The sequence below is a fragment of the Variovorax sp. UC74_104 genome (assembly GCF_044055375.1).
GTDB lineage: Bacteria > Pseudomonadota > Gammaproteobacteria > Burkholderiales > Burkholderiaceae_C > Variovorax.
Map to the genome: position 1 here is coordinate 794,393 of NZ_CP171979.1, position 22,352 is coordinate 816,744.

Below are 22,352 nucleotides of genomic sequence, written 5' to 3' on the forward strand. Positions count from 1 at the left end.
ATATTCAAAAAGAAGGAGACAAAACCATGAACCGTCGACAACTCCAGCTGGGTGCGACCGCCCTCGCACTCTCGCTGATTGCGCCGCTCGTATCGGCGCAGAACTGGCCGGAAAAGCCCGTGAAGCTGATCCTGTCGCAACCCGCGGGCTCGGGCCCCGATGCGGTCGCCCGGCTGATCAGCGACCAGCTCTCGCGCAAGTGGGGCCAGCCGATCATCGTGGAGAACCGGCCCGGCGGGCAGAACGCGATCGGCGCACAGGCGGCGGCGAAAGCGGCGCCCGACGGCTACACCTTCTACTTCGCGACCGCTGCGGCACTGGTCACCAATGTCTACCTCTTCAAGAACCTGCCGTACGACCCGCAGAGGAGCTTCACGCCCGTGGGAATGATCGGCAAGGTGCCCTTCGCGATTTCGGTCACCGCATCATCCAGGATCAAGTCGCTGCCGGAACTCGTGAGCTATGCCAAGGCCAACCCGGGCAAGCTGACCGTGGCCAACGAAGGGCCGAAAACCTTCAGCGGGATGGTGACCCGGCTGCTCGCCGCCGACCTGGCAGTCGACGTCAACTCGGTTCCGTTTTCCTCCGTCGCCGCCGCGGTGACCGACACGGTCGGCGGCCAGACAGAAGCGCTGGTGAGCGACGTCCCTTCGATCGCGCAGATGGTGGCCGCCGGCAAGCTGCGGCCCCTGGCCGTTACGACCGGCAAGCGCATCGCCGGATGGGACAACGTACCCACCATTGCGCAGACCATTGCTGGCTTCGATTACGCAGGCTGGATGGGCATCGTCGCACCGACCGGAACGCCGGCGCCCGCTGTGCAGCGCTTCAACCACGACCTCGATGCGGTCCTCAGGGACAAGGACATGGCCGCCCGCCTTCTGGCCATCGGCCCGATGACCGAAGGAGCGGGCACCGTCGAACAGATGGCCGCCTACCTCGCCGCGGAACACCAGCGCTGGTCCAAGCTCGCTAGCGAGCTGAGCATCCTTCCCGAGTAGCACCCACTTCAGGAGACAGCCATGCACAGAAGATCGGCGCTCAAGATCGCCGGCGCGATGGCACTGTCCGCTGCGTTGCGCCCCGCCTTTGCGCAGCAGGACAAGACGGCCTTCGTGATCTCGGGATTTCCGGCCGGGGGGAATGGGCGACCAGGTGGCTCGGCCGCTGGCGGAGAAGCTGCGCGGCAAGTACGCGCCGAACGTGGTTGTCGACGCCCGCGTCGGCGCCGGGGGCCGCATCGCGGTGGACTACGTGCGCCGGGCAACGGCCGATGGCATGACCATTCTGCAGATCCCGAGCTCGCCGATGACGCTGTACCCCAACACGTACCGCAAGCTCACCTATGACCCGCTCGCCGATTTCGCACCTGTCTGCACCACGGTCACCTACGCTTTCGTGTTGACCGCGGGCCCAGGCGTGCCACTGGAAATCAGGACAGTGGCGGACTACGTCAAGTGGGTGCAGGCAGATGCAAAGAGTGCGAACTATGGCGTGCCGGCGGCCGGCTCGGCATTGCACTTCGTAGGCATGATGCTCGACAAGCACATCGGCAAGAAGCTCACCGCCATTCCCTACAAAGGCGGCGCGCCGCTTCTGAACGATGTGCTCGGAGGCCAGGTGCCGGTCAGCGTGAGCGTGCTTGGCGAAGTGATGCAGTACATCCGCAGCGGCCGCTTGCGCGGCCTGGCTGTTTCGAGCGCACAGCGTTCGCCCTTCCTGCCGGAGGTGCCGACATTCGCGGAGCAGGGCTATCCGGACATCGTGGTGCAAGAGTGGCTCGGCTGGTTCCTGCCCGCGAAGTCGCCTAAGGACAAGGTGCTTCAGCTCAATGCACTGGTACGTGAAGGGCTGCAGGACCCGGCGTTGATCGAATCGCTCGCAAGGAACGGCCTGACCCCCTTCCACCAGTCGCCTCAGGAATTCGCAAAGCTGGTGCAGAACGACCTGGCTCGCTGGACCCCGATCGTGAAGGCGTCGGGCTTTACCGCGGAGGACTGAGATGAGCCAGGAACTGAACGGGGCACAGGCCCTCGTGCGCGTACTCCTCGGCGAAGCGGTGCGGCATGTCTACGGCATCGTCGGCGGCAAGCTGAGCCCGCTGCTGCACGCCATTTCGCGGTATCCGCAGCTGCGGTTCATCGGAACCCGCCATGAAGGCGCCGGGCCCATGATGGCGGCCGCCAGCTTTGCCGGCACCGGACAGCTTGCAGTGGCGATCGCGGAGATGGGGCCGGGCGGCCTGAACATGATCTCGGGCCTGGGCGTCGCCTTCAACAACAACCTGCCCGTGCTGGCGATCACGACCAACCAGCACCGCGCGGCTGCTTACCCGCACAGTGGCATGTTCATGGATCTCGACACAGTCGCGGTCAGCCGCCCTGTCGTGAAATGGAACGCGGTCGTGCACGACGCGCGCCGCATGCCGGAGATTGCACGTCGCGCCATCCGCGAAGCGCTCAGCGGCCGGCCGGGGCCGGTGCATCTCGACATTCCGCAGGACGTGCTAGGCCAGGTGTGCCATTTCCCGGACGACGAGTTCGACCTTGTGCCGCAGCGCTACCGGCCTGTCGGTCGCGTGCGCCCCGATGCTCGCGCCGTGCTCGATGCCGCGACGCTGCTCGCCAAGGCGCACCGGCCGTTGATCGTGGCGGGCGGCGGTGTGGTCGCCAGCGACGCAGCCGGGCAGGTGCGCGAGCTCGCGCGCCGCCTGAATTGCCCGGTGATCCCCACCCAGATGGCGCTCGGCGTCGTGCCGAGCGACAGCGCGCATTTCATCGGCCACGGCGGCCTGATCGCCGGTGCGCCGATCAAGGAAGCCTTCGCCGACGCCGACGTGATCCTCAGCGTCGGCTGTCGATGGTCCTCGTGGATGTGGGACGAGAACGGACCGCTCGCGCGACGCAGCCACAAGATCATCGCGATCAATCTCGATCCATCGGCGCTGGGCCATCCGGCCGTTCATCAGGTGGCGATGCAGGCCGATGCACGCGCAGCGCTCGACGAACTTCTCGATGCGACCGCCAACGGCTGGCGATCTGGCGTCGAAGCCGGCTGGCTCCCGCGCCTGAAGGCATCACGCGCCCGCTACGACGAAGGCTTCGCCGCCAGTACGGCGACACCTGCGCCCGGGATGCATCCGGCTGCGCTTGCGCGCGAGATCGCACGCGCACTGCCACATGACGCACTGGTTGTCTACGACGGCGGCCACACCAGCTTCTGGTCCAACGACCTGACGCCGGTGCAGGAGGTGCGCACGCGGTTCCATGAACCAGGCATGAGTCATCTCGGCTTCGGGCTTCCGTATGCCCTGGCATTGAAGGCGGAGTGGCCTGAACGGCTAGTGGTGCTCGTCACGGGTGATGGGTCATTCGGTTTCACCATGAACGAGCTCGACACCGCGCGCCGCTACGGACTGCCGGTGCTCACGGTCATTCACAACAACGAGGCTTGGGGCATCATCCGTGCCGGCCAGAAGAACGCGCTCGACTTTGAACTGGGCACGTCGCTCGGAGGCACCGATTACGCGGCCATCGCGAAGGGCTTCGGCTGCCATGGCGAGCGCGTCGACAAGGCGCAAGAGGTGGGCCCTGCCATCGATCGTGCGATCGCAAGCGGCCTGCCTGCGGTGCTCGACTGCCGTACTCACTTCGTGCCGCACCCCGCGATGCCCATGTTCGGCAGCATGAACCGTTACGGCTTTGCGGCCCTCGACCCTTCCACATCCGAATCACACCACTGACCGACCACCATGACCACCCTGACACTCGATCAAGCCAACGCCATCATCGCTGCCGCCCTGGCCAGATCCAAAGCCTCCGGTTTCAAGCCGATGGGCATCGCAGTGCTCGACGCAGCAGGCAATCTCAAGGCCTTCGCGAGCGAGGACGGCGCGAGCATGTTTCGCTTCGATGTAGCCCGCGCGAAGGCGTGGGGTGCTGTCGGCATGGGCGCTTCAAGCCGCACGCTGGCCGAGCGCGCCAGGGACAACCCGAACTTCTTCGTGTCGCTTTCGGCTACCGCGCAAGGCCGATTCCTGCCGCAGACCGGTGCTGTGGTGATTAAGGACGCAGGCGGCAACGTGATCGGCGCGGTCGGTGCCAGCGGCGGAACGGGCGACGAGGACGAGTTGATCTGCATCGCGGGTGTAGAGGCTGCCGGGCTCGACCACGGCTGAGTGCCGAGTGAGGCTGTCATGGCAGCGCATTGCCAGGCGAAGCCCCTGTTGCCGGAACTCGGATGAATCCCATCTTCAGAGTTGAAGGGGAGGATGTCGTCCTGCGTCCGCTGGATACGGTGTCGGTTGCACTCGAACATGGTCAACAGATCGCCGAAGCCATGGACGAGCTGCTGACGCGCTCCTGGGGCCGATGGGCAATGCCGGGCGCTCCGGGTCTCGGTCGTGTTCTGGATGCTGAATGCCTCGCCGTTCGGCGGCAAGGACGGACCTGTAAATCACCGTCCGCTGTTCCAGGTCGACGTATCCGCCATGCGCGTAGGTGCTCGCGCATTGACCGCGACCGCAATGTCGCAGCTGGCCAGCGCGTGGTTCAGGGGACGCTGAGCGCTTGCGTCGGGGTCGGCATCGGGACAATCCGCCGCGCTTTCAGTCTCTGTGGAGCTCCTCCACAGCCCTCTTCAGGATCGGGAGCGTCACGCGCCAGTAGAACGCGATGTGGTGCCAGCCTGAATCCTCCCCGATCTCCCAGCCCTTTCCACGACGTACGGGCGAGGGCGGCACCTGCTGCGGACCGTCAGGACCGTCTCTACGCCCTCGGCCTCGAGCGCCATCGTGATCGACGAGTACGACTCTGGCGCATCCGCCAGACCGGACACCCGGGACCAATAGGTGTATCGAAGCAGCGAAGGCGGCTCGGACTGGACCACTTGCCCCTTGTCCCGGTAGCGCGCCGTTCCGATGATCGCTTCGATTTCGATGGCACTCCCAGGCTGCCAGTCCGTCTTGAAATACGCGTTGCGCCATTTCTCCCCGGCATCTGGATCCGTGAGCGCGGCCCATACCTGTTGAGGGTCGGCCGCAATGCGGATGGATTGCTGGACTGTTTGAAAGGGCATGCGTCCGGTGCGCCTTGGGGAAGGTGCGAACTAGACCGCCAATCATGCAGGGCGACGTTCTGTGGAGCAAGTCGTCGATCTGCTGCACGGCAGGCCTGGTCTCATGGGCAGCACGCGCGTGGCGGGCCCGGGATCGCGAGTCGATCGGACCTTCCCCGCCGTTGTGCCGAAGATTAATAAATGGGTATTAAGGAGTTCAACCCCCTCCTATATTCGCGGGATGGTCAATGCCTTGGCTGGAGCGAAATGATCTGTCGCCAGGCAGCAGTGGCCACTGCGTGGTGGCATCTGAGCGCTCTTCCGCAGAACCGGGCAGGGCGTTCAGTCGTCTTTCCACACATTGCTCGTCACGTGAGAGTTCAGTGGCTCAACTGGCCGCAACCGCACGCACGCGCGGTGGACATACCGCCAGCTTGGCGCAGGCTGCAATGGCAAGTGCCTCGCCTGTGCTGAACGGGCCCTCGCCGACGCGCTGATGACTCCGGCCGCCGCGCCAATCGAGATAAAGGATGCAAACATGTCTGACCCTATCGAGATCACGATCAATCCCAGATGGGTCGATCTTGGGACGCGTCCGGAGTGCAAGTACGCGCCCGTGATCGTCGAGAAGCTCCAGAGCGTCGCAGCGATACAGAGCATGAAGAAGGTGCTGGAAAGGCGCGTCGACATCTGCCGGTTGCTCGCGACACAGAACGACAACCCCAATCTGGAGGGCACCGGCTGGTTCTCCTTCCTTCGCGCGGGGCCTGCGCATGAGCCGCATCTGCGCTCTGCCAACGTGCCCGTCTTCGTCATCAGCGGCGGGAGCGCCCTGAAGCTCGCCCGCGAACTGGACGAAGACTACAGCCTCGCGTGGCATCCGATGAACCTTCGCAACGAACCGCTCTATATCCTGGTTCATACGCTCGATTTCAGGCCCTATCAGAGCGCGCTGTCCAGCATCATGAGGCGCTTCCGGAACGTGCATCTGATCGGTTGGGACGGAGGGAAGATGACGGGTTTCGGCGCTGCCCGCGCCGCGGCGCTGGCCTTCGCGGATTCCTTGCCCTACCGGCCGCAGCGCATTCTGCTGATGGACCAGGATGTGGTGCAGACAGAAGGAACTCGGCACACGAGCCCAAGCGTGAAGAGAAATGTCGTGGCTCTGCACAAGCAGCTCGCCAAGCCCATCGTTGGGATCGGGGTCGGCTATCCGACGAGGCAGCCCGTGCCGAAGCCGTTCGCCAAGGTACCTCCTCCCGAACCGAAGGACCTTGCGTCGCCGACCCAGCAATTCGTTTCCATTCAGGCACCGTTTCGCAAGCGTCCGCAAACCACCTCTCATCCCTATCTCGCGAAGAACTACCAGAAGACGGACGACGGGCTCTACCCGGCATTCATGGTCGCGGGCGGCGAGGACATGCTCGCGACTTTCGAGATGGACCTGATCAAGGACGACGACAACAAGACGCTGCGCCGGGACCGCATCGTCAAGAAGGCATTGCAGGGGCCGAACGATCCGAAGAATCTGTACTGGAACCAGGCTCGCGTGGAAACGCTGAAGCGGATCTTCGCCGAAGAAAAAAACACGCCGCTCAGCCTTGATGGAAGGCCCTGCACGCTCGACGACCTGATGCGCCTCTTCTCCGACAAGGGGTGGCAGGCGGGGCATCCCAGTCCCGAGACATACAACAACGCCGCCTGTGTGATCGAGCGCATCATCCTTCGGTACTTCAAACTTTCGCAGGGAACGTTCGGTCACCAGGAAGTGTTCCAGCAGATGAAAGGCTTCGTCCCCGCAGGTTGAGTCTCGCTGCAGTCTGCGAAGTCGACCGGGGCCCGGCCGAGGTTCTGCGCTTCAAGACGGTTTCAGCACTCGAGAAAAGCATGGAGTGAGCGCCCTGCCGAATCGCCGCGTCGACGCACCGTGCCGGCGGAGGTCCACGCGCATGCCGTTCGGGCAGCTAGTTTCGCGACCTGGCCTTGGAGGGCTTGGCTGCGAACAGCTCTTCGCACAAGGCGCGCAGCCAGCGACTGGCCGGGTCCTGGTGATAGCGCGCGTGCCAGTGCTGCTTGACGGTGAACGGCGGTACCGGCACCGGGCAACCGTGGACCTTCAAGGCGCTTGCGCTTGAACCGGCGAGGGTCTCGCCGATATGGCGCGGCACGGTCGCGATCAGGTCGGTCGTGGACACGACGGCCGCAAGGCCAAGGAACCCCGGCAGCTCCAGCAATACACGGCGCTCGACCTTCTGCCGCTGCAGTGCCGCCTCCAGCAGCAAGACGCCAGTGCCCCCGACGATGCCGACATGGGCCTCGGCCTTGTACTCGCGCAGGCCCAATCCCCTGGCGCCGATGCGCGGATGGCGTGCGTTCACGAGGCACACCCAGTCCTGGGGATAAAGGACCTGCTGGTAGAAGCCCGACTCGAGCTGGGGCACCAGGCCGATCGCGAGGTCCGCCTCGCCGGACTGCAACGCCTGGGCGGTTTGGTCGTCGATCCGCGCGGCCTCCAGGCGAACGCCGGGTGCGACCGCCCGCACATGCGCCAGCAAGCGTGGCAGCAGGGTGATGTGGCTGGCATCGGTCATGCAGATGCGAAAGCGGCGCGTCGCGACCGACGGATCGAAGGCTTCGGCGGGCGCGGCCACGCGGCGCAGCGCGGCCAGGGCTTCTCTCACGGGCACGATCAGTTCCTGCGCGCGCGGCGTGGGCTGCATGCCGGTGGTGGTGCGGACGAAAAGATCGTCGCCCAGCTGCCGGCGCAGCTTGGCGAGCCAGTTGCTCACGGTCGGCTGGCTCTGGCCCATCGCCTCTCCGGCCCGCGTGACGCTGTTCGTGCTGTAGAGCAGGTCGAACAGGCGCAGCAGCCTGATGCTGAGAAGGGACGCGTCGTCTTCGATGTCGTCGTCGTGGTCCAAGCGGCACCTCCATTTCAATACGAAATGTAGATCATTCAACCCATGCTATGGGCAACATGGGAACAGGAACCTATCGTCAGGTCATTCCGAACGAAGGCTCACATGAAAATCTACTTTCTCGGCGCCGGCGCATTGGGTTGCGCCATCGGTGGAACCCTCGCTGCAGCCGGGTCCGACGTCACATTGATCGATCCTTTCCAGGCCCACGTCGACGCGATCAACCGCGACGGCCTGCGCATGAAGGTCGGTGAATCGGAGCGTGTCGTCCGGGTCCGCGCGGCACTCGACAGCACGAAGCTCGAAGCCCCGGACCTCCTCATCGTGCTGGTCAAGTCCTTCCACACGCGCGCAGCCATCGAAGGCGCGCGAAACATCGTAGGGCCCGAGACAGCCGTGATGTCGCTGCAGAACGGCATGGGCCATGAAGAAATCCTCTCGGAAGTGGTGGGTGCAGGGCATGTGCTGGCGGGCAAGACCTACGTCGGCGGGGTGATGCTCGCTCCAGGTCATGTCATTGCCGGCACGCAGGGCAAGCGCACGGTGATCGGCGAGATCAATGGCCGCATCAGCGAGCGCGCCAAGGCGATCGCCGCCGAGTTCGAGCGTGCCGAGCTGCCTTGCGAGGTCAGCGGCAACATCCTCGGCGCGATGTGGGACAAGCTTCTGATCAACGTCGCGACCGGTGCGCTCAGCGGCATCACCGGCCAGGTCTACGGAAGCCTCTACGCGGTGCCGGAGATCGAAGCCACGGCCATCGCCGCGGTCGCGGAAGCAATGACGGTTGCCGAGGCCAGCGGGGTGAAGCTGTCGATCAAGGTGCCGCGCGACGCCTGGCTGATGGCTGCAGAGGGTCTGCCCTACGAATTCAAGACTTCGATGCTGCAGAGCCTGGAGAAGGGTTCGATCACCGAGATCGACTTCATCAACGGCGCAGTGGTGCGCGTGGGCCGCAAATACGACATACCGACGCCGGTCAACCAGACGCTGGTCGCCGCGGTCAAGGGCATCGAACGCCGCATGGAGGCGAAATGACCACCCAGGCCATACCCAAAGCCTATGTCGAGCACGTCGCCATCTGGGTGCGCGACATCCATTGGCACATCAAGTTCTTCCACGACGTGTGCGGCATGACCATGCGGGAGGTGCAGGGCACCGTCGAGGAGCCCATCCAGTACTGGACGCTCGGGGGCATGCAGTTCATGGCCAAGCCCGACTACGACGGCCCCGAAGGGCGGCTGGGCCACCTGGGCGTGATGTGCGAAGACCTCGAGGCCGCGCTGGCCGCCGCCAACGCCTTCGGCGTCACCGAGATGCCGCAGGGCCGCAACTGGCTGCGCCTGCCCGATGGCCTGGCCGTCGAATTCATCCAGGCCAGCCCCGGCGCCGTTGCCAAGGCGCTGGCGATCGATCCACGCGCCTGACCCCTGTTCGAACCGGAGACGCACACCATGAACACACTCACCATCGAAGACAAGTACTGGGACGACGCCGTCGTCGGCGAGGAATGCATCAGCCCACCGTACGAAGTGACGGAAGCCCGCGTGATGGCCTACGCCGACCTCACGGGCGACCACACGCCCGTGCACACCGACGAGGCCTACGCGCGCACCACGCCTTTCGGCACCCGTGTGGCCCATGGCTTGTTCGGCCTCTCGATCGCAGACGGCCTGAAGACCAGGAGCGACATGCGCTTCATGCCCGGCATGTCGCTGGGGTGGGAATGGAGCTTCGTCGCGCCCATCAAGCTCGGCGACACGGTGCGGGTGAGATTCCGTGTCGAGACCAAGCGCGAATCGAAGAGCAAGCCCGGCTGGGGCATCCTGGTGCTGCCGTCCGAGTTGATCAACCAGCGCGACGAGGTGGTGCAGAAGGGCGAGCATCGCGTGATGGTGCCCAGGAGGCCGGCATGAACGCGGCAGCACGGCAGGCCTTGCCGCTGGCGGGAATCCGCGTCATCGACTACAGCCACTTCCTCGCCGGTCCCTACGTGGGCCGCTGCCTGGCGGCGCTGGGTGCCGAGGTCATCAAGGTGGAGCGCCCGGGCACCGGCGATGCCGGCCGCCAGCACGCCTGGTTCGTCGGCGACCACAGCGGCTACTTCCTGCAGCAGAACATGGGAAAGAAGGGCCTGTCGGTCAACACCAAGGACCCGCGCGGCCGCGCCCTGATGAAGAAGCTGGTCGACAGCGCCGACGTGTTCGTCGAGAACTACCGCCCCGGTGCGCTCGAAAAACTGGGCCTGGGCTACGCGGAGCTGGCCGAGACCAACCCGGGCCTTGTCTACTGCTCGATCTCCGCATACGGCCATACCGGACCGGACTCGCACCGCGCCGGCTTCGGCCTGATTGCGGAAGCCAAGAGCGGCATCATGCAGATGGTCGGCAACCCCGGCGAGGCGCCACCGCTGCTGCGCATCTCGCTCGGCGACATGTACACCGGCATCCACGCCGTGGCGGCGATCAACGCCGCGCTGCTGGGCCGCGTGAGGTCGGGCCGCGGACAGCACATCGACATGGCGCTGTACGACACGCTGGTGTCGATGCACGAATACGCGGTGCAGTGCTACACGCTGTCGGGCGGCAAGGAGGTACCGGTGCAGACCGGCCACGACATGCCCAATTCGACCCTGTACGGCGTGTTCCGCGCGCAGGACGGCGACCTGGTCATCGCCGCGCAGGTCGACGACGCATGGAAGCGCTTCGCCGCGCTCGTCGAACAGAACGGCGGACCTGCGGGCTTCGGAGGCGACACGCGCCTGCACGGCGCGGCCGGGCGCAACGCAAACCGTCTGGAAATCCTCGAAGTGGTCCGCCCGTGGGTGGCGCAGCGCCCCGTGGCCGAGATCCTGAAGATGCTCGACGGCATCGACGTGCCCTGCGCCAAGGTGCAGCGCATCGACGAAGTGCTGGCCGACCCGCAGATCCAGGCGCGCGGCATGGTGGTGGAACAGGAGCACCCGGTGCTGGGCAAGATCCGCCTGCCCAACCTGCCCTTCCGCATGTCGGGCAGCGACACCTCCATCACGCAGGTGGCGCCGGAGCTCGGCGAGCACAACGCCGAGATCGCCGCGAGCCTGGGCTACGACGCCGCCCAGATCGCCGAGATGCAGGCCGACGGCGTCCTCTACAGCGCATGAGGAGGAGGGCAGCATGACCGACCGCTACGCCGTCATCGGCAATCCCATCGGCCACACCAAGTCGCCGCTGATCCACGGCAGCTTCGCGCAGGCGACCGGCCAGGACATCGAATACGGCGCCATCGAAGGCTCGCTCGAGCGCTTCGCGGACGACGTGCACGCGTTTCGCAAGGCGGGCGGGCTCGGCCTGAACGTGACGGCGCCATTCAAGCTGCAGGCGCTGGCCCTGGCGACCGAGCGGCTGGAGCGTGCCGAGCTGGCCGGTGCCACCAATGCGCTCAAATTCGAAGGCGACCGCATCATTGCCGACAACTTCGACGGCGTGGGGCTGACCAGGGACATCCAGAGCAACCTGGGTTTCGCCCTCAAGGGCGCGCGCATGCTGGTGCTCGGTTCGGGCGGTGCGGTGCGCGGAGCCTTGTTGCCCTTTCTCGCGCAACAGCCGGCCGAACTGGTGCTCGCGAACAGGACCCTGTCGAAGGCGGTCGACCTCGCTGCGCAGTTCGCGGTGCACGGCCCCGTGCACGCCTGCGCCTACGCGGACCTGGCCGGGGAGCGTTTCGACATCGTCATCAACGGCACCTCGGCCAGCCTCAAGGCCGAGTTGCCACCGGTGCCGGCGGAGACCTTCCAGAACGCAGGGCTGGCCTACGAACTGGCGTACGGAAAGGGCCTGACGCCCTTCCTGCGGCTTGCGCAGAACGCCGGCGTGCCCAAGCTCGCCGACGGCGTGGGCATGCTGGTCGAGCAGGCGGCGGAAGCCTTCCTGTGGTGGCGCGGCGTGCGGCCCGACACCCGCCCGGTCATCGAGCGCATGACCGTCCCGCTGGCCTGAGGCCGCTACAGCTGCAAGAAGGAAAGACCCCATGAAGATCCTCATGCTCCACGGCATCAACCACAACATGTTCGGCAAGCGCGATCCGAAGCAGTACGGCACCACGACGCTCGCCGAGATCGACGCGAAGCTGCAGGCGCTCGGCAAGGAGCTGGGCACCGAGGTCGAGAGCTTCCAGACCAACAGCGAAAGCGCCATTTGCGAGCGCATCCACCAGGGCTTCGCCGACGGCGTCGACGCGGTCCTGATCAACGCAGGCGCATGGACGCACTACAGCTACGGCATCCGCGATGCGCTGGCGATCCTCACGGTACCGGTGGTCGAACTGCACATGTCCAACATCCATGCGCGCGAGGAATTCCGGCATCACTCGGTGTTCGCGGACATCGTGAAGGGCCAGATCTGCGGCTTCGGCCTGGACAGCTACCTGCTCGCCTTGCGTGCCGCCGTGTCGGCAGTGCGAAGCGCTCTCTAAGCAGAAGCACGTTGCGCGAGCCCGCCCGGAGAAGCAGGGCGACGTCGTAGCGGGTTCGCAGCGCGATATCCGCGCCGCTTGAGGAACATGAGGCGGACGGTCGAGGAGCCGGGGCCGGCATCGACCCGGAGGGGCAAGAAAGCGCGGTGTCGCTGATCGTCGCACGCCCGCCTTCGATGTCATGGCGAGCGTCGGTGCTGCAACGCCGATCGCAAGAAGACGATGTCGCGTTCAGCGAAAGCATCGGCATCACTGCGCCTTCGAGATGGAATGAACGCAAGCAAGTTGCAGTGCTTCCGGTCATTCCGAAAATGAAATTCAGTCGCTCATTTTCAGAGGCAATCCAGCGCTCGCTGCGGCCTCTGTACAGGTCACACTCCTAAGCCTTGCCCTGTCGTGCCGGTCGAACCCGTGCGGACATGGCAGGGGCAGTGACATTCAATGTCGCGTCGCCGGCTTCTCATGTGACAACGAATGTCACTTTCTGCCGCTGCGTGTCCCTCTCGACACGCGCAATGCATCCATCGGTTTTACCGATTTCATTTCATCGAGCGATCGAAGTGAATGGCATGCAGCTTGCAGATTCATTTGTTTACATATTTGCGGAAATGACACATTCCTCGGACGACGACAAGAACGCGGCCCTGCTGGACCGGCGCACCTTCTTCATCGGCACCGCGAGCGCACTCGCCCTCGGCACGACCGCTTGCGGGGGTGGTAGCAGCGGAAGTTTTTCGCCGATAGGGGGAGCAACCGCGCAGCAGCCAACACAGCAGAGTCCGGGTGCCAATCCCGTTGCTTCCGCCAGCACCGATACACCCGCTGCCCCTGACACCCCGGCGCCCGAGCCGACCACCCCCGAGCCCCAAGTACGCAAGATCGCGCACCCCGGCCTGCTGGTCACCGACCCCGACCTGCAGCGCATCCGCGACAAGCTGGCCGCCAAGGCGGAGCCCTGGGTGGCTGGCTTGAACATGATGCTCAGGGCGAACACCACAGGCCTCGATGCGAAGCCGCGCCCCCTGGCGGTGGTGATACGCGGCGTCGATGGCCAGAACTTCGGCCAGATGGTTGGCGACATGGTGCGCGCCCTTCATTACGCACTGCGCTGGAAGATCTCGAACGACGAGAGCTACGCGAAGAAGGCGGTGGAGTTCCTCAATGCATGGTCCTCGACCTTGACCGAGCTGGGTGGCAATTCGAACGTCTACCTCGCCTCGGGCTTGTACGGCAACCAGTGGGCCAACGCCGCGGAACTGATGCGGGCCTACCCCGGCTGGGCGAAGGAAGACATGGCGCGCTTTCAGGCCATGTTGCTGAAAGTGTTCTACCCGAAGGCCCACGACTTCCTGGTCAACCACAACGGCAGCGAGACAAGAAAGGTCACCCACTACTGGGCCAACTGGGACCTCGCCAACATCTGCGCCGTCTATGCGATCGGCGTGTTCTGCGACCGCCCCGACCTGACCGCTGAAGCCAGCAACTACTACAAGGCCGGCCGCGGATGCGGCGCGAGCGCCAACAACGTCTACTACGTGCATCCTGGCTATCTGGGGCAATGGCAGGAGAGCCATCGCGACCAGGGCCACTCGACCCTCGGCATCTCGCTGGCCGGCATGCTGTGCGAGATGGCGTGGAACCAGGGCGAGGATCTCTACGGCTACTGGAACAACCGGCTGCTGGCCGGTGCGGAGTACGTGGCCAAGACGAACCTCGCCGATGCCAACAACAATGCCCTGTACACAATGCCGTTCGCCCCTTACAACGGCGTCCACGGAGCCGCTACCGCTGCGGCGGGCACCGGCAGCGGGCGGCCTTGCTGGGAACTGATCTACAACCACTACGTGAACCGCAAGGGCCTCTCCGCCCCCTGGACCAAGGCGATGGTCGATAAATTCCGTCCGGAGCGCGTCGATGGCGGCGACCAGCCTGGCATCGGCACGCTGCTCTACGCGCGCGATCCGGTCCCTGCCGCAAAGCCCAGCGGCCTGAGCGCATTCCTGAACGATGGAGAGGTACAACTGTCGTGGTGGGGCACCGCGGGTGCCTCCCAGTACCTCGTGCAGAGGGCGACTTCACCGAACGGTCCGTTCACGACCCTGGCGCCCGTCACCGACCCGCGCACCTACACCGACGACGCCGACCAGGGCACCTGGTACTACCGCATCGACGCGGTGACCGATGCCGGCGAGATGACCGGTGCGGATACTTTGCGCGTGGCGGTCCCCGGCGAGCTGTGGCTGCACCTGCCGCTCAACGGCGATGCCAACGACGCCAGCGGCCGTGGCCTGAACGCGCAGTTGAAGGGCGGCACGAGCTGGGGCGAAGGACGCAACGGCGGAAGCGCCGTGCAGCTCGACGGCCGCAGCGGCCACGTCCAGCTGCCCGACGGGGCCGTGTCGGCCCTGGGCGACTTCACGGCGGCGGTGTGGGTCTACTGGGATGCCTCGGCGGTCAATACGCGCATCTTCGACTTCGGCTCCAACGACGTGGCCTACATCTCGTTGATTCCTCGCGATGGCAAGGGCACGCTGCGCTTTTCGGGCTCGCGCAACCAGTTCTGGAACGAAGAGTCCGTGACGACCGACGTGCTGCCCACCGGGCGCTGGGTGCATGTGGCGGTCACGCTCTCAGGCACCGTGGGCACGCTCTACGTGGACGGCACGCAGGTCGCCACCGCGGATGGCATCTGGATCAATCCCTTCCAGCTGGGCAACACCACCCGGACCTGGCTGGGGCGCTCCGAGTACGGCGGCGACCCGTACTTCAAGGGTCGCATGCAGGACTTCCGCATCTACAGCGGTGCGCAGGACGCGGCCTTCATCGCGAACCTCGCCCGCTGAGCGCCATCGGGCGGCCGCGCTGCCCGAACAACCCTGAACCCCAACCGGCGTGCGCCTGCAGGGGCGTGCGCTGGTGTTTATTTCCTTCGACCTTTCGGACTTTTCTCATGGACATTCTTTCTCGACGTTGCGTTTCCGCGCTGATGGCCTCGCTGCTGCTCTTCGGCTGTGGCGGAGGAAGTGGCGGCGGTGGAGGGGCAGGCATTCCGCTGGCCGGCAGCCCAACGGGCCAGGGCAGCAGCGGCCAGAACAACGGAGGCCAAACGGCCGGCAACGCCTCCGGCGGCGGCACCCAGGGCGGCACTGGCGGCACGAGCGGCGGCACCGCGCCCGTGCCGGCCACCGTCGCCATGGCCAACAAGCTCGGCAAACCTTCCCGTGTGCTGTTCGGTCTGGGAGCGACCTCCATCGATGACATGAAGAGCCAGGACATCCACCCCGACATCGTGGAGCGCTACCTCGTGGGCGTCGGCTCGGGCGCGTGGCCCACGTGGAACAGTCCCGATGGGGCTTATGTCACCTACTCCGCGCAGGCTACAGATGCCTATGGTGCGGTGCCCATGTTCACGCTCTACCAGATGACCGCGAACGGCGAGGGCAACCTGAGCAGCATTAACGATCCGACCTTCATGAACAAGTACTGGGGCCAGGTCCGCTTGATGTACCAGCGCATCGCGGAATGGGGCAAGCCCGCGCTCGTCAACGTGGAACCGGACTTCTGGGGCTTCGCCGCGTCGCAGGCGCCGGGTCGCGACCTGACGAAGATGGCCGCCTCCGTGAGCGGCCAGCCCGAATGCTCAACGCTGCCCAACACCGTCGCGGGCCTCGGCCAATGCTTCGTGCAGATGGGCCGCAAGGTTGCGCCGAAGACGCTGATCGGGTTTCCGCCCGCCTTCTGGAATGGCACGCCCGTGGAGGTCGCCGCGATGATGCGGGCCGCCGGTGCGAACCAGGCAGACTTCATCGTCGCGCAGACCAGCGACCGCGACGCGGGCTGCCGGGAGGTGGCATCGCCGCCCGCGGAATGCCAGAACGGGAGCGCCCCGTTCTACTGGGACGCAACCAACCAGACCAGCCCGAACTTCCACGACAACCAGAAGCAGTATTCGGACTACCGCGCAGCGCTCGGCAACGGCCTGCCGATCCTGTGGTGGCAGACGCCGATGGGCGTGCCTTCCGACACGCCCGGCGGCACCGACCAGCACTACCGCGACAACCGCGTCGACTACATGCTGACCAACACCCAGGAATACGGCGACATGCACACCATCGGGCTCGTCTTCAGCGCGGGCGGCAGCCATCAGACCTCGATCAGCACGGACGGTGGCCAGTTCGCGCGCCTCTCGGCGCAGTACCTCGCGCGAGGCGGCGCCGCGTTGAAGTAGCTGCTCCTGCCGCTCGACCGCTATCGCGCCGAGGCACCGCCATCGACGGGGATGACCGCCCCCGTCATGTAGCTGGAAGCAGGCGAGGCCAGCAGCAGGGCCAGCCCCTTGATCTCATCGCACTGGGCCACCCGGCCCAGGGGGATGTGGGTCCGCATGCGCTCCGCCGATTCCGGAAGGCGCAGGCGCCCACCGTTGATGTTCGTGGCGAAGGGGCCGGGCGCGATGGCGTTCACCAGCACGTTGTGTGGCGCCAGTTCCATGGCAGCCTGCCGGACCAGATTGTTCGCCGCCGCCTTGGACGCGACGTAGGCGTAGCCCGAGAGCGACTCCGAGCGCAGACCCGCGATCGACGTGGTCACGACGATGCGTCCCTCCCGCCGCGGCTTCATGTGCCGAGCGGCCGCGCGCACGGTGTGCAGCACGCCGTCGAGGTTGATGCGCAGGACCTTGTCCCAGTGCGCGAGGTCGATGTTCTCCAGCTGGCCCGCCTCCACGACGAACCCGCGTCCTGCGCTGATGCCCGCGTTCGCGAACACGCAGTCGATGGCGCCGTGGCGCGCGGCCACGTCGTCCACCAGGGCATTCACGGCCGCGGCGTCGGCGACGTCCAGCGTCGCGCCTTCCACGAGTGGGTGGCGCGACTTCAGGCGTTGCACCTCCGTGTCCAGCGCCTGCGCATCCATGTCCGTCATGAGCGTGCGCGCACCGGCCTCCAGCATCGTTTCCGCGTATGCCAGGCCGAGGCCGCTGGCGGCGCCGGTGACCAGCACGCTGCGCCCGGCGAGGTTAAAGAGCGAAGCGATGCTCATGCGGCCTCCGCCTTCTTCTTCACCGGGAGCAGGGTCTCCCAGTGCTCTGCCGCCTCGATCATGTAGTGCACGGTCAGCACCACCTTCTTGAAGTACCACTGGCCGTCGATACGCACGTAGGCGTCGTCGAAGCGGCCCACCACGTAGAAGCTCTTGCCGCCGTGCACGGGACGGCCGTCGAGGTAGGACTGGCCGGTGCCCGTGTCGCCGTCGACGCTCACCTCGTGTTGGTGGATGAACTGTCGCGCGTACTGCACGGGGAAGTTCTCGAAGAAGGTGCGGATGGCCTCGCGCCCGAAGACCTCGGGGCGCCCGTTGTAGATGATGCTGGCGTCGGGCGCAAAGAGCTCATGCAGGCGGGGCCCCTGGTCCTCGTTGACCAGCGTGTGGTAGTGCGCACGCAGGGCGCGGATGGCCTCCACGCTCTCAAGTTGGTCGACGCGGCGCTGCAGGGCCTGCAGTTGCTGCGCGACCTGTGCGAGCTTGTCGCTGGATTCGGTGTTCATTTCGAAGTCTCCTGGAAAAGTGCTCGACCCTGGCAGTGCAGGGCCGTCGTGTTGAGGGAAGAGGGCGCCGTCTCACCCCGCGTCAGGGTGCTCCCTGCCGAAGTCGGCGAGGATCGCGTGCATGCGCTTCTCGACCGAAGCGCCCGTGTGGGCGTGCGGGATCACGTAGAAGCGCCCCGCGCGCACGGCAGCCAGCGTGGCCGAGGCCACGTCCGTCGCGTCGATGGGGGATGCCGCCATGCCTGCGCGCACCCTTTCGTCATAGCCCGCCGCGGGTGCGACGGTATCGGCGAGGTTGTCGGGCCGGTTGCGCTGCGACACGTGGATGCCCGTGGGCAGCAGCGAAGGGCAGACGACGGTCACGCCGATCGGAGAACCGGCCTGTTCCAGGTCGTGCGCGAGGCATTCCGAGAAGGCGACCACCGCGTGCTTGCTCGCGCTGTACACGGCGGAGCCTGCCAGCGTCGCGAGCCCGGCGGCCGACGCCGTGTTGATCACGTGGGCGGGCCGGCCGCGTGCGCGCATGCGCGGAACGAAGCTGCGCACGCCGTTGGCGACGCCCAGCACGTTCACGCCCAGCACCCACTGCCAGTCCGCATCGGTGGCGGCCCAGGCGGGCCCCAGCACGGCGACGCCCGCGTTGTTGAAGAGCCAGTCGACGCCGCCGAAGCGGTCGTCGCAGGCCTGCGCGAAGGCTTCGACATCGGCGGCGCGGCTCACGTCGCAACGCTGCGCCAGCGTGGGCACGCCCATCGATCGAACGAGCGCCTCGGTGGCTGCGAGCGCCTCCACCTCGACGTCGGCGAGCGCCACGGCCATGCCTTCGCCCGCGCAGGCCAGAGCCAGCGCGCGGCCGATGCCGCCGCCGGCACCGGTGACGGCGGCCACGGCGGGCGCGGCGAGTGTGCGCGGTATGGACGACGCGCTCATTCCAGCGTCACCCCTGCCGTGCGCAGGACGTCGGTCCACTTGACGGCCTCCTTGGCCACATAGGCCTGGAACTCCGCATGCGGCATGTCGATGATGAAGCCCCCCGCCGATTCGAGCGTGTTCTTGACTTCCTGCGAGCGCAGCGCTTCCGATGTCTCCACCGACAGGCGCTTGACGATGTGCTCCGGCGTCTTCGCGGGCGCGAAGAACCCGCCCCAGGTCAGCGACTCGACACCCGGGTAGCCGGCCTCCGCCATGGTCGGCACCTCCGGCAGCATGGGCATGCGCTGTCCGCGCGTGACCGCCAGCGCGCGCAGCTTGCCGCTTCGGATGTGCGGCGCGGCGGTCTGGAGGAAGTCGAACATCGCATCGACGTTGCCCGAGACGAGATCCACCAGGGCCGCCGAAGTCGCCTTGTACGGCACGTGCGTGAAGCGCGCGCCGGTGCGCGTCTGCAGCAGCTCCAGGCACAGGTGCCCGCCGGTGCCGTTGCCTCCCGAGCCGAAATTGAGCTTGCCCGGATTCTTCTTCGCGAGCTCGACCAGTTCACTCACCGAACCGACGCCGAGCTTGGGGTTCACCACCAGCACGTTCGGGTTGCCCGAGAGGCCGTGGATGGCCACGAAGTCCTTCACCGGGTCGTAGCGGATCGTCTTGTACAGCGCGATGTTGGTGCCCTGGGTGCCCTGCGTGCCCAACAGCAGCGTGTAGCCGTCTGGCGCTGCGCGCGAGACCAATTCGGCGCCGATGGACCCGCTCACGCCGACCTTGTTGTCGATCACGATGGGCTGCCCCAGGCGGGCGGCAAGCACGCGCGCGATCACGCGCGCCTGCAGGTCGACGACGCTGCCTGCCGAAAACGGCACCACCAGCGTGATGGGCCGGTTGGGGTAGGTCTCCTGGGCGCGCAGCACCGGAGCGAGCGGGAACAGGCCGGTGGCGACGGCGAATTGCCGGCGGTTGAGATTCATCTGTGTGTCTCCTGGATCAGTTCTGCCTGAGGATCTCGGCCCATGGGGCGTGGCCAGCGAGCACGTCGCTGCCTTCGAGGTCGACCTCGAAGTTCTCGAGCACCCGGCACACCAGCATGTAGTAGCCGATGGTCATCACGACCTCCATCAGCTGCTGGTGCGGCAGCTCGGCGGCCAGCGCATCGAACATCTCGCGTGGCGCCTTGACCTGGCGCACCACGGCATCGGTGAAGTCGAGCACGCGGCATTCAAGATCGCTGAACGGGGCCCTTTGGACGCCGCCTTGCGGATGGTCAAGCACCGCCTCGACCTGGGTGACCGGCACGCCGGCCTGCGCAGCCACGCGGCGGTGCTGGGTCACCTCGTAGCTGGAGCCGCACAGCGCGCCGACGCGCAGGATCACCAGCTCGCGCAGCGACACCGGCAGCGAGGAGTGCCGCAGGATGCTGGAGCCCAGGGCCAGGAAGCCCTGCGCGGTGGCGCCGCCGTGGGCGACCATGCGGTAGATGTTCAGCGGTGGGCGCCCGCCCAGCAATGCGTGGAGTTCCGCGGGCGCCTCGGCGAGGTCGAAGTAGGGGATGCGAGCCATGGTTTTTTCAGTCGAGTCGGATGGCGGCGGCGCGGATCACCTCGCGCCACCGGAGGGTTTCACTGCGCGCGAACTCGGCGAGCGCCTGGGGCGTGCCGCCCTGGGGGTCAATCGTCAGTTCGCGCATGCGATCGGCCACTGCCGCGGTCTGCAGCGCCCGGTTCACTTCCTGGTTGAGCCTGTCGATGATGGGCGGCGGCGTGCCGCTGGGCACCCACAGGCCGCCCCAGGCCGCGATCTCGCAATCGGGCAGGCCCAATTCCTCGAAGGTCGGCACCTGCGGCAGGAGCGGCAGCCGGCTGCGCGAGGTGACGGCCAGCGGGCGGATCTTCTCGCTGCGGATATAGGCGAGGTTGCCCGCCACGTTGTCGAAGATTGCCGGCACCTGTCCGCCAAGCACATCGGTGAGCGCCGGCGCGCTGCCCTTGTACGGAATGTGCGCGAGCTGCACCTTGGCGGCGCGGTTGAGCAGCACCAGTGACAGATGTCCGCTGGTGGCGTTCCCGGGCGTGGCGACGGCAACCCGTTCGGGCTTCGCCCTGGCCATCGCGATAAAGCTCTTGAGGTCGCGCGCCTCGAAGGCTGGGTTGACGCACAGCACGTTGTAGACCTTGCCCTCGAGCGCGATGGGCGCGAAGTCCTTCACCGGGTCGTAGTCCAGCTTCGGATAGAGGCTGACGTTCATCGCGTGGGTCGCGTTGCTGCCGTAGAAGAGCGTGTAGCCATCGGGTGCGCTGCGCGCCGCGACCGCGGCCGCTATGTTTCCGGAGGCGCCCGGCCGGTTGTCGACGATCACCGGCTGGCCCAGCTGGCGGCCCAGTTGTTCCGCAAGGCGGCGCGAGGACTGGTCGGCCGATCCGCCCGCGGGAAAGCCCACGATCAGGCGCAGCGGCCGGCTGGGGTAGGCATCGTCGCGTGCCGCCATTGCGGCGCCCAGGTGCGGCGCCGCGACCGTGCAGGCGGCTGCCTGGAGGAAACGGCGTCTGTGCAGCGGCTGCATGGTCTTGCTCAGGCCGAGGCGCGCGGTGCGGCGATGCCGCCGGTCAGGCCGCCGTCGACGACCAGCGCGTGGCCGTTCACGTAGGAGGCTTCGTGCGACATCAGGAACAGGGCCGCATAGGCCACTTCCCAGCCCGTGCCCTGGCGGCCGAAGGGCAGCGGCATCGCGAGGCGATCGGACCTGCGGCGCGTCGCCGCGCGGCCGATGGGCGTGTCCATCAGGCCGGGCAGGATGCTGTTGCAGCGCACGCCCCTGGCCTGTCCGGCCATCGCGATGGAGCGCGCGAGCGACACCTGCGCCGCCTTGGTCGTCTCGTAGGCCGGGTTGAAGCTGGAGTTGCGCAGCGCGGCGATCGACGACAGCAGCACGATGGAGCCGCCGGGCGCCATGTGCCGCAGCGCCTGCTGCCCGAACAGCATGCAGGAGCGCACGTTGGTGGCGTGCTCGCGGTCCCAGGCTTCGGCGGTTTGGTTGTCCAGCGACAGCCCGCTGGCCACGCCCACCACCATCACCAGGCCGTCGAGGCCGCCCATCTTCTGCGCCGCTCGCTCCACCGTCGTGGCAGCGGCCTGCGGCTGCGCGACGTCGGCCACCTCGGCGTGGGCCGTCGCGCCCGATGCGCGCACCAGGTCGCAGGTCTGCTGCAGCGAGACGGGGTTGATGTCGACGCAAGTCAGCGTCGCGCCCTCGTGGGCGAACAGCAGCGAGATCGCCCGGCCGTTGCCCACGGGCGGATCGGGGTCGTCGATGTCGCGCTGGCCCGCGCCCACCACCAGGATGCGCCGCTGATCGAGGCGTTGCGCGGAGGGGCGGAGGTCTCCGAGCGCTTCGGCAAAAAGCTGCTGCCCGGGCTGGATGGCTGGCGAGGACATGCGTGTCTCCTTCTTCGTCTTT

22 protein-coding genes are annotated in these 22,352 nt (G+C 66.6%); 13 read left to right on the plus strand and 9 right to left on the minus strand.

Annotated elements, in window-relative coordinates; all coding sequences use genetic code 11:
- Positions 1-26: 26 nt before the first annotated feature.
- The 4 genes from ACHMXA_RS34375 (at position 27) to ACHMXA_RS34390 (ending at position 4,177) form a co-directional block, all read left to right on the plus strand.
- Entirely contained in the window at positions 27-1,001 is a 975-nt protein-coding gene (locus tag ACHMXA_RS34375; protein WP_395321930.1) for a Bug family tripartite tricarboxylate transporter substrate binding protein, read from the plus strand.
- Between the two features lie 142 nt (positions 1,002-1,143).
- The gene (locus tag ACHMXA_RS34380) at positions 1,144-2,001 is read left to right on the plus strand and encodes a tripartite tricarboxylate transporter substrate-binding protein (RefSeq protein ID WP_395321932.1); all 858 of its coding nucleotides are present in this window, start codon (positions 1,144-1,146) and stop codon (positions 1,999-2,001) included.
- A gap of 1 nt (position 2,002) precedes the next feature.
- A complete protein-coding gene (locus ACHMXA_RS34385; protein ID WP_395321934.1) occupies positions 2,003-3,742 on the plus strand; it encodes a thiamine pyrophosphate-binding protein in 1,740 nt (579 codons plus the stop codon).
- Between the two features lie 9 nt (positions 3,743-3,751).
- Positions 3,752-4,177 (plus strand): heme-binding protein, encoded by a 426-nt coding sequence (locus tag ACHMXA_RS34390; RefSeq protein WP_395321936.1) that lies wholly within the window; start codon positions 3,752-3,754, stop codon positions 4,175-4,177.
- Between the two features lie 476 nt (positions 4,178-4,653).
- Here ACHMXA_RS34390 and ACHMXA_RS34395 read toward each other — a convergent pair whose 3' ends face one another.
- Positions 4,654-5,076 carry an SRPBCC domain-containing protein gene (locus tag ACHMXA_RS34395; RefSeq protein ID WP_395321938.1) on the minus strand — a complete coding sequence of 141 codons (423 nt, stop codon included), beginning with the start codon at positions 5,074-5,076 and terminating at the stop codon, positions 4,654-4,656.
- Positions 5,077-5,593: 517 nt separating this feature from the next.
- On the opposite strand from ACHMXA_RS34395, the gene ACHMXA_RS34400 reads away from it, so the two are divergent.
- Positions 5,594-6,862, plus strand: coding sequence for a hypothetical protein (locus ACHMXA_RS34400; protein WP_395321939.1), 1,269 nt, complete (start codon positions 5,594-5,596; stop codon positions 6,860-6,862).
- Between the two features lie 157 nt (positions 6,863-7,019).
- Here ACHMXA_RS34400 and ACHMXA_RS34405 read toward each other — a convergent pair whose 3' ends face one another.
- Positions 7,020-7,976, minus strand: a complete 957-nt coding sequence (locus tag ACHMXA_RS34405) for a LysR family transcriptional regulator (RefSeq protein WP_395321941.1) — start codon at positions 7,974-7,976, stop codon at positions 7,020-7,022.
- Between the two features lie 102 nt (positions 7,977-8,078).
- On the opposite strand from ACHMXA_RS34405, the gene ACHMXA_RS34410 reads away from it, so the two are divergent.
- The 8 genes from ACHMXA_RS34410 to ACHMXA_RS34445 all read left to right on the plus strand — a co-directional run bounded on the left by ACHMXA_RS34410 (position 8,079) and on the right by ACHMXA_RS34445 (position 16,650).
- Entirely contained in the window at positions 8,079-9,008 is a 930-nt protein-coding gene (locus tag ACHMXA_RS34410) for a ketopantoate reductase family protein (protein WP_395321942.1), read from the plus strand.
- A complete protein-coding gene (locus ACHMXA_RS34415) occupies positions 9,005-9,397 on the plus strand; it encodes a VOC family protein (protein WP_176666253.1) in 393 nt (130 codons plus the stop codon). The genes ACHMXA_RS34410 and ACHMXA_RS34415 overlap by 4 nt, the downstream gene beginning before the upstream one ends.
- A 27-nt stretch (positions 9,398-9,424) precedes the next feature.
- The gene (locus tag ACHMXA_RS34420; protein ID WP_176666252.1) at positions 9,425-9,886 is read left to right on the plus strand and encodes a MaoC family dehydratase; all 462 of its coding nucleotides are present in this window, start codon (positions 9,425-9,427) and stop codon (positions 9,884-9,886) included.
- The gene (locus tag ACHMXA_RS34425) at positions 9,883-11,112 is read left to right on the plus strand and encodes a CaiB/BaiF CoA transferase family protein (RefSeq protein WP_395321945.1); all 1,230 of its coding nucleotides are present in this window, start codon (positions 9,883-9,885) and stop codon (positions 11,110-11,112) included. Before ACHMXA_RS34420 ends, ACHMXA_RS34425 begins: the two co-directional genes overlap by 4 nt.
- A gap of 13 nt (positions 11,113-11,125) precedes the next feature.
- A complete protein-coding gene (gene aroE, locus ACHMXA_RS34430) occupies positions 11,126-11,947 on the plus strand; it encodes a shikimate dehydrogenase (protein ID WP_395321947.1) in 822 nt (273 codons plus the stop codon).
- Positions 11,948-11,978: 31 nt separating this feature from the next.
- Positions 11,979-12,422, plus strand: coding sequence for a type II 3-dehydroquinate dehydratase (gene aroQ, locus ACHMXA_RS34435; RefSeq protein ID WP_395321949.1), 444 nt, complete (start codon positions 11,979-11,981; stop codon positions 12,420-12,422).
- Positions 12,423-13,030: 608 nt separating this feature from the next.
- Positions 13,031-15,265, plus strand: a complete 2,235-nt coding sequence (locus ACHMXA_RS34440; RefSeq protein ID WP_395321951.1) for a LamG-like jellyroll fold domain-containing protein — start codon at positions 13,031-13,033, stop codon at positions 15,263-15,265.
- A 107-nt stretch (positions 15,266-15,372) separates the two neighbouring features.
- Positions 15,373-16,650, plus strand: a complete 1,278-nt coding sequence (locus tag ACHMXA_RS34445) for a hypothetical protein (RefSeq protein ID WP_395321953.1) — start codon at positions 15,373-15,375, stop codon at positions 16,648-16,650.
- Positions 16,651-16,670: 20 nt separating this feature from the next.
- Here the strand turns inward: ACHMXA_RS34445 and ACHMXA_RS34450 are convergent, their stop codons facing one another.
- The 7 genes from ACHMXA_RS34450 to ACHMXA_RS34480 all read right to left on the minus strand — a co-directional run bounded on the left by ACHMXA_RS34450 (position 16,671) and on the right by ACHMXA_RS34480 (position 22,330).
- The gene (locus ACHMXA_RS34450) at positions 16,671-17,462 is read right to left on the minus strand and encodes an SDR family NAD(P)-dependent oxidoreductase (RefSeq protein ID WP_395321955.1); all 792 of its coding nucleotides are present in this window, start codon (positions 17,460-17,462) and stop codon (positions 16,671-16,673) included.
- Complete coding sequence (locus ACHMXA_RS34455; protein ID WP_176666246.1) at positions 17,459-17,968, minus strand: nuclear transport factor 2 family protein; 510 nt, start codon at positions 17,966-17,968, stop codon at positions 17,459-17,461. The genes ACHMXA_RS34450 and ACHMXA_RS34455 overlap by 4 nt, the downstream gene beginning before the upstream one ends.
- 72 nt (positions 17,969-18,040) lie before the next feature.
- A complete protein-coding gene (locus ACHMXA_RS34460; RefSeq protein WP_395321958.1) occupies positions 18,041-18,898 on the minus strand; it encodes an SDR family NAD(P)-dependent oxidoreductase in 858 nt (285 codons plus the stop codon).
- Positions 18,895-19,869: a Bug family tripartite tricarboxylate transporter substrate binding protein gene (locus tag ACHMXA_RS34465; protein WP_395321960.1), complete on the minus strand. Its 975-nt coding sequence runs from the start codon at positions 19,867-19,869 to the stop codon at positions 18,895-18,897. The genes ACHMXA_RS34460 and ACHMXA_RS34465 overlap by 4 nt, the downstream gene beginning before the upstream one ends.
- Before the next feature lie 16 nt (positions 19,870-19,885).
- The gene (locus ACHMXA_RS34470; RefSeq protein WP_395321962.1) at positions 19,886-20,458 is read right to left on the minus strand and encodes a carboxymuconolactone decarboxylase family protein; all 573 of its coding nucleotides are present in this window, start codon (positions 20,456-20,458) and stop codon (positions 19,886-19,888) included.
- Positions 20,459-20,465: 7 nt separating this feature from the next.
- Positions 20,466-21,458, minus strand: coding sequence for a Bug family tripartite tricarboxylate transporter substrate binding protein (locus ACHMXA_RS34475; protein WP_395321963.1), 993 nt, complete (start codon positions 21,456-21,458; stop codon positions 20,466-20,468).
- A gap of 8 nt (positions 21,459-21,466) precedes the next feature.
- Positions 21,467-22,330 (minus strand): SDR family NAD(P)-dependent oxidoreductase, encoded by an 864-nt coding sequence (locus ACHMXA_RS34480; RefSeq protein WP_395321965.1) that lies wholly within the window; start codon positions 22,328-22,330, stop codon positions 21,467-21,469.
- Positions 22,331-22,352: the final 22 nt, after the last annotated feature.

Excerpts from the sequence above, each read along its gene's own strand:
- ACHMXA_RS34440 (WP_395321951.1), top strand. The coding sequence starts at position 13,031 with ATGACACATTCCTCGGACGACGACAAGAACGCGGCCCTGCTGGACCGG.
- ACHMXA_RS34445 (WP_395321953.1), top strand. The coding sequence starts at position 15,373 with ATGGACATTCTTTCTCGACGTTGCGTTTCCGCGCTGATGGCCTCGCTG.
- ACHMXA_RS34475 (WP_395321963.1), bottom strand. The coding sequence starts at position 21,458 with ATGCAGCCGCTGCACAGACGCCGTTTCCTCCAGGCAGCCGCCTGCACG.
- ACHMXA_RS34390 (WP_395321936.1), top strand. The coding sequence starts at position 3,752 with ATGACCACCCTGACACTCGATCAAGCCAACGCCATCATCGCTGCCGCC.
- ACHMXA_RS34460 (WP_395321958.1), bottom strand. The coding sequence starts at position 18,898 with ATGAGCGCGTCGTCCATACCGCGCACACTCGCCGCGCCCGCCGTGGCC.
- ACHMXA_RS34410 (WP_395321942.1), top strand. The coding sequence starts at position 8,079 with ATGAAAATCTACTTTCTCGGCGCCGGCGCATTGGGTTGCGCCATCGGT.
- ACHMXA_RS34450 (WP_395321955.1), bottom strand. The coding sequence starts at position 17,462 with ATGAGCATCGCTTCGCTCTTTAACCTCGCCGGGCGCAGCGTGCTGGTC.
- ACHMXA_RS34400 (WP_395321939.1), top strand. The coding sequence starts at position 5,594 with ATGTCTGACCCTATCGAGATCACGATCAATCCCAGATGGGTCGATCTT.
- ACHMXA_RS34380 (WP_395321932.1), top strand. The coding sequence starts at position 1,144 with ATGGGCGACCAGGTGGCTCGGCCGCTGGCGGAGAAGCTGCGCGGCAAG.
- aroE (WP_395321947.1), top strand. The coding sequence starts at position 11,126 with ATGACCGACCGCTACGCCGTCATCGGCAATCCCATCGGCCACACCAAG.
- ACHMXA_RS34420 (WP_176666252.1), top strand. The coding sequence starts at position 9,425 with ATGAACACACTCACCATCGAAGACAAGTACTGGGACGACGCCGTCGTC.
- ACHMXA_RS34455 (WP_176666246.1), bottom strand. The coding sequence starts at position 17,968 with ATGAACACCGAATCCAGCGACAAGCTCGCACAGGTCGCGCAGCAACTG.
- ACHMXA_RS34395 (WP_395321938.1), bottom strand. The coding sequence starts at position 5,076 with ATGCCCTTTCAAACAGTCCAGCAATCCATCCGCATTGCGGCCGACCCT.
- ACHMXA_RS34425 (WP_395321945.1), top strand. The coding sequence starts at position 9,883 with ATGAACGCGGCAGCACGGCAGGCCTTGCCGCTGGCGGGAATCCGCGTC.
- ACHMXA_RS34415 (WP_176666253.1), top strand. The coding sequence starts at position 9,005 with ATGACCACCCAGGCCATACCCAAAGCCTATGTCGAGCACGTCGCCATC.
- ACHMXA_RS34470 (WP_395321962.1), bottom strand. The coding sequence starts at position 20,458 with ATGGCTCGCATCCCCTACTTCGACCTCGCCGAGGCGCCCGCGGAACTC.
- ACHMXA_RS34375 (WP_395321930.1), top strand. The coding sequence starts at position 27 with ATGAACCGTCGACAACTCCAGCTGGGTGCGACCGCCCTCGCACTCTCG.
- ACHMXA_RS34385 (WP_395321934.1), top strand. The coding sequence starts at position 2,003 with ATGAGCCAGGAACTGAACGGGGCACAGGCCCTCGTGCGCGTACTCCTC.
- ACHMXA_RS34465 (WP_395321960.1), bottom strand. The coding sequence starts at position 19,869 with ATGAATCTCAACCGCCGGCAATTCGCCGTCGCCACCGGCCTGTTCCCG.
- aroQ (WP_395321949.1), top strand. The coding sequence starts at position 11,979 with ATGAAGATCCTCATGCTCCACGGCATCAACCACAACATGTTCGGCAAG.
- ACHMXA_RS34480 (WP_395321965.1), bottom strand. The coding sequence starts at position 22,330 with ATGTCCTCGCCAGCCATCCAGCCCGGGCAGCAGCTTTTTGCCGAAGCG.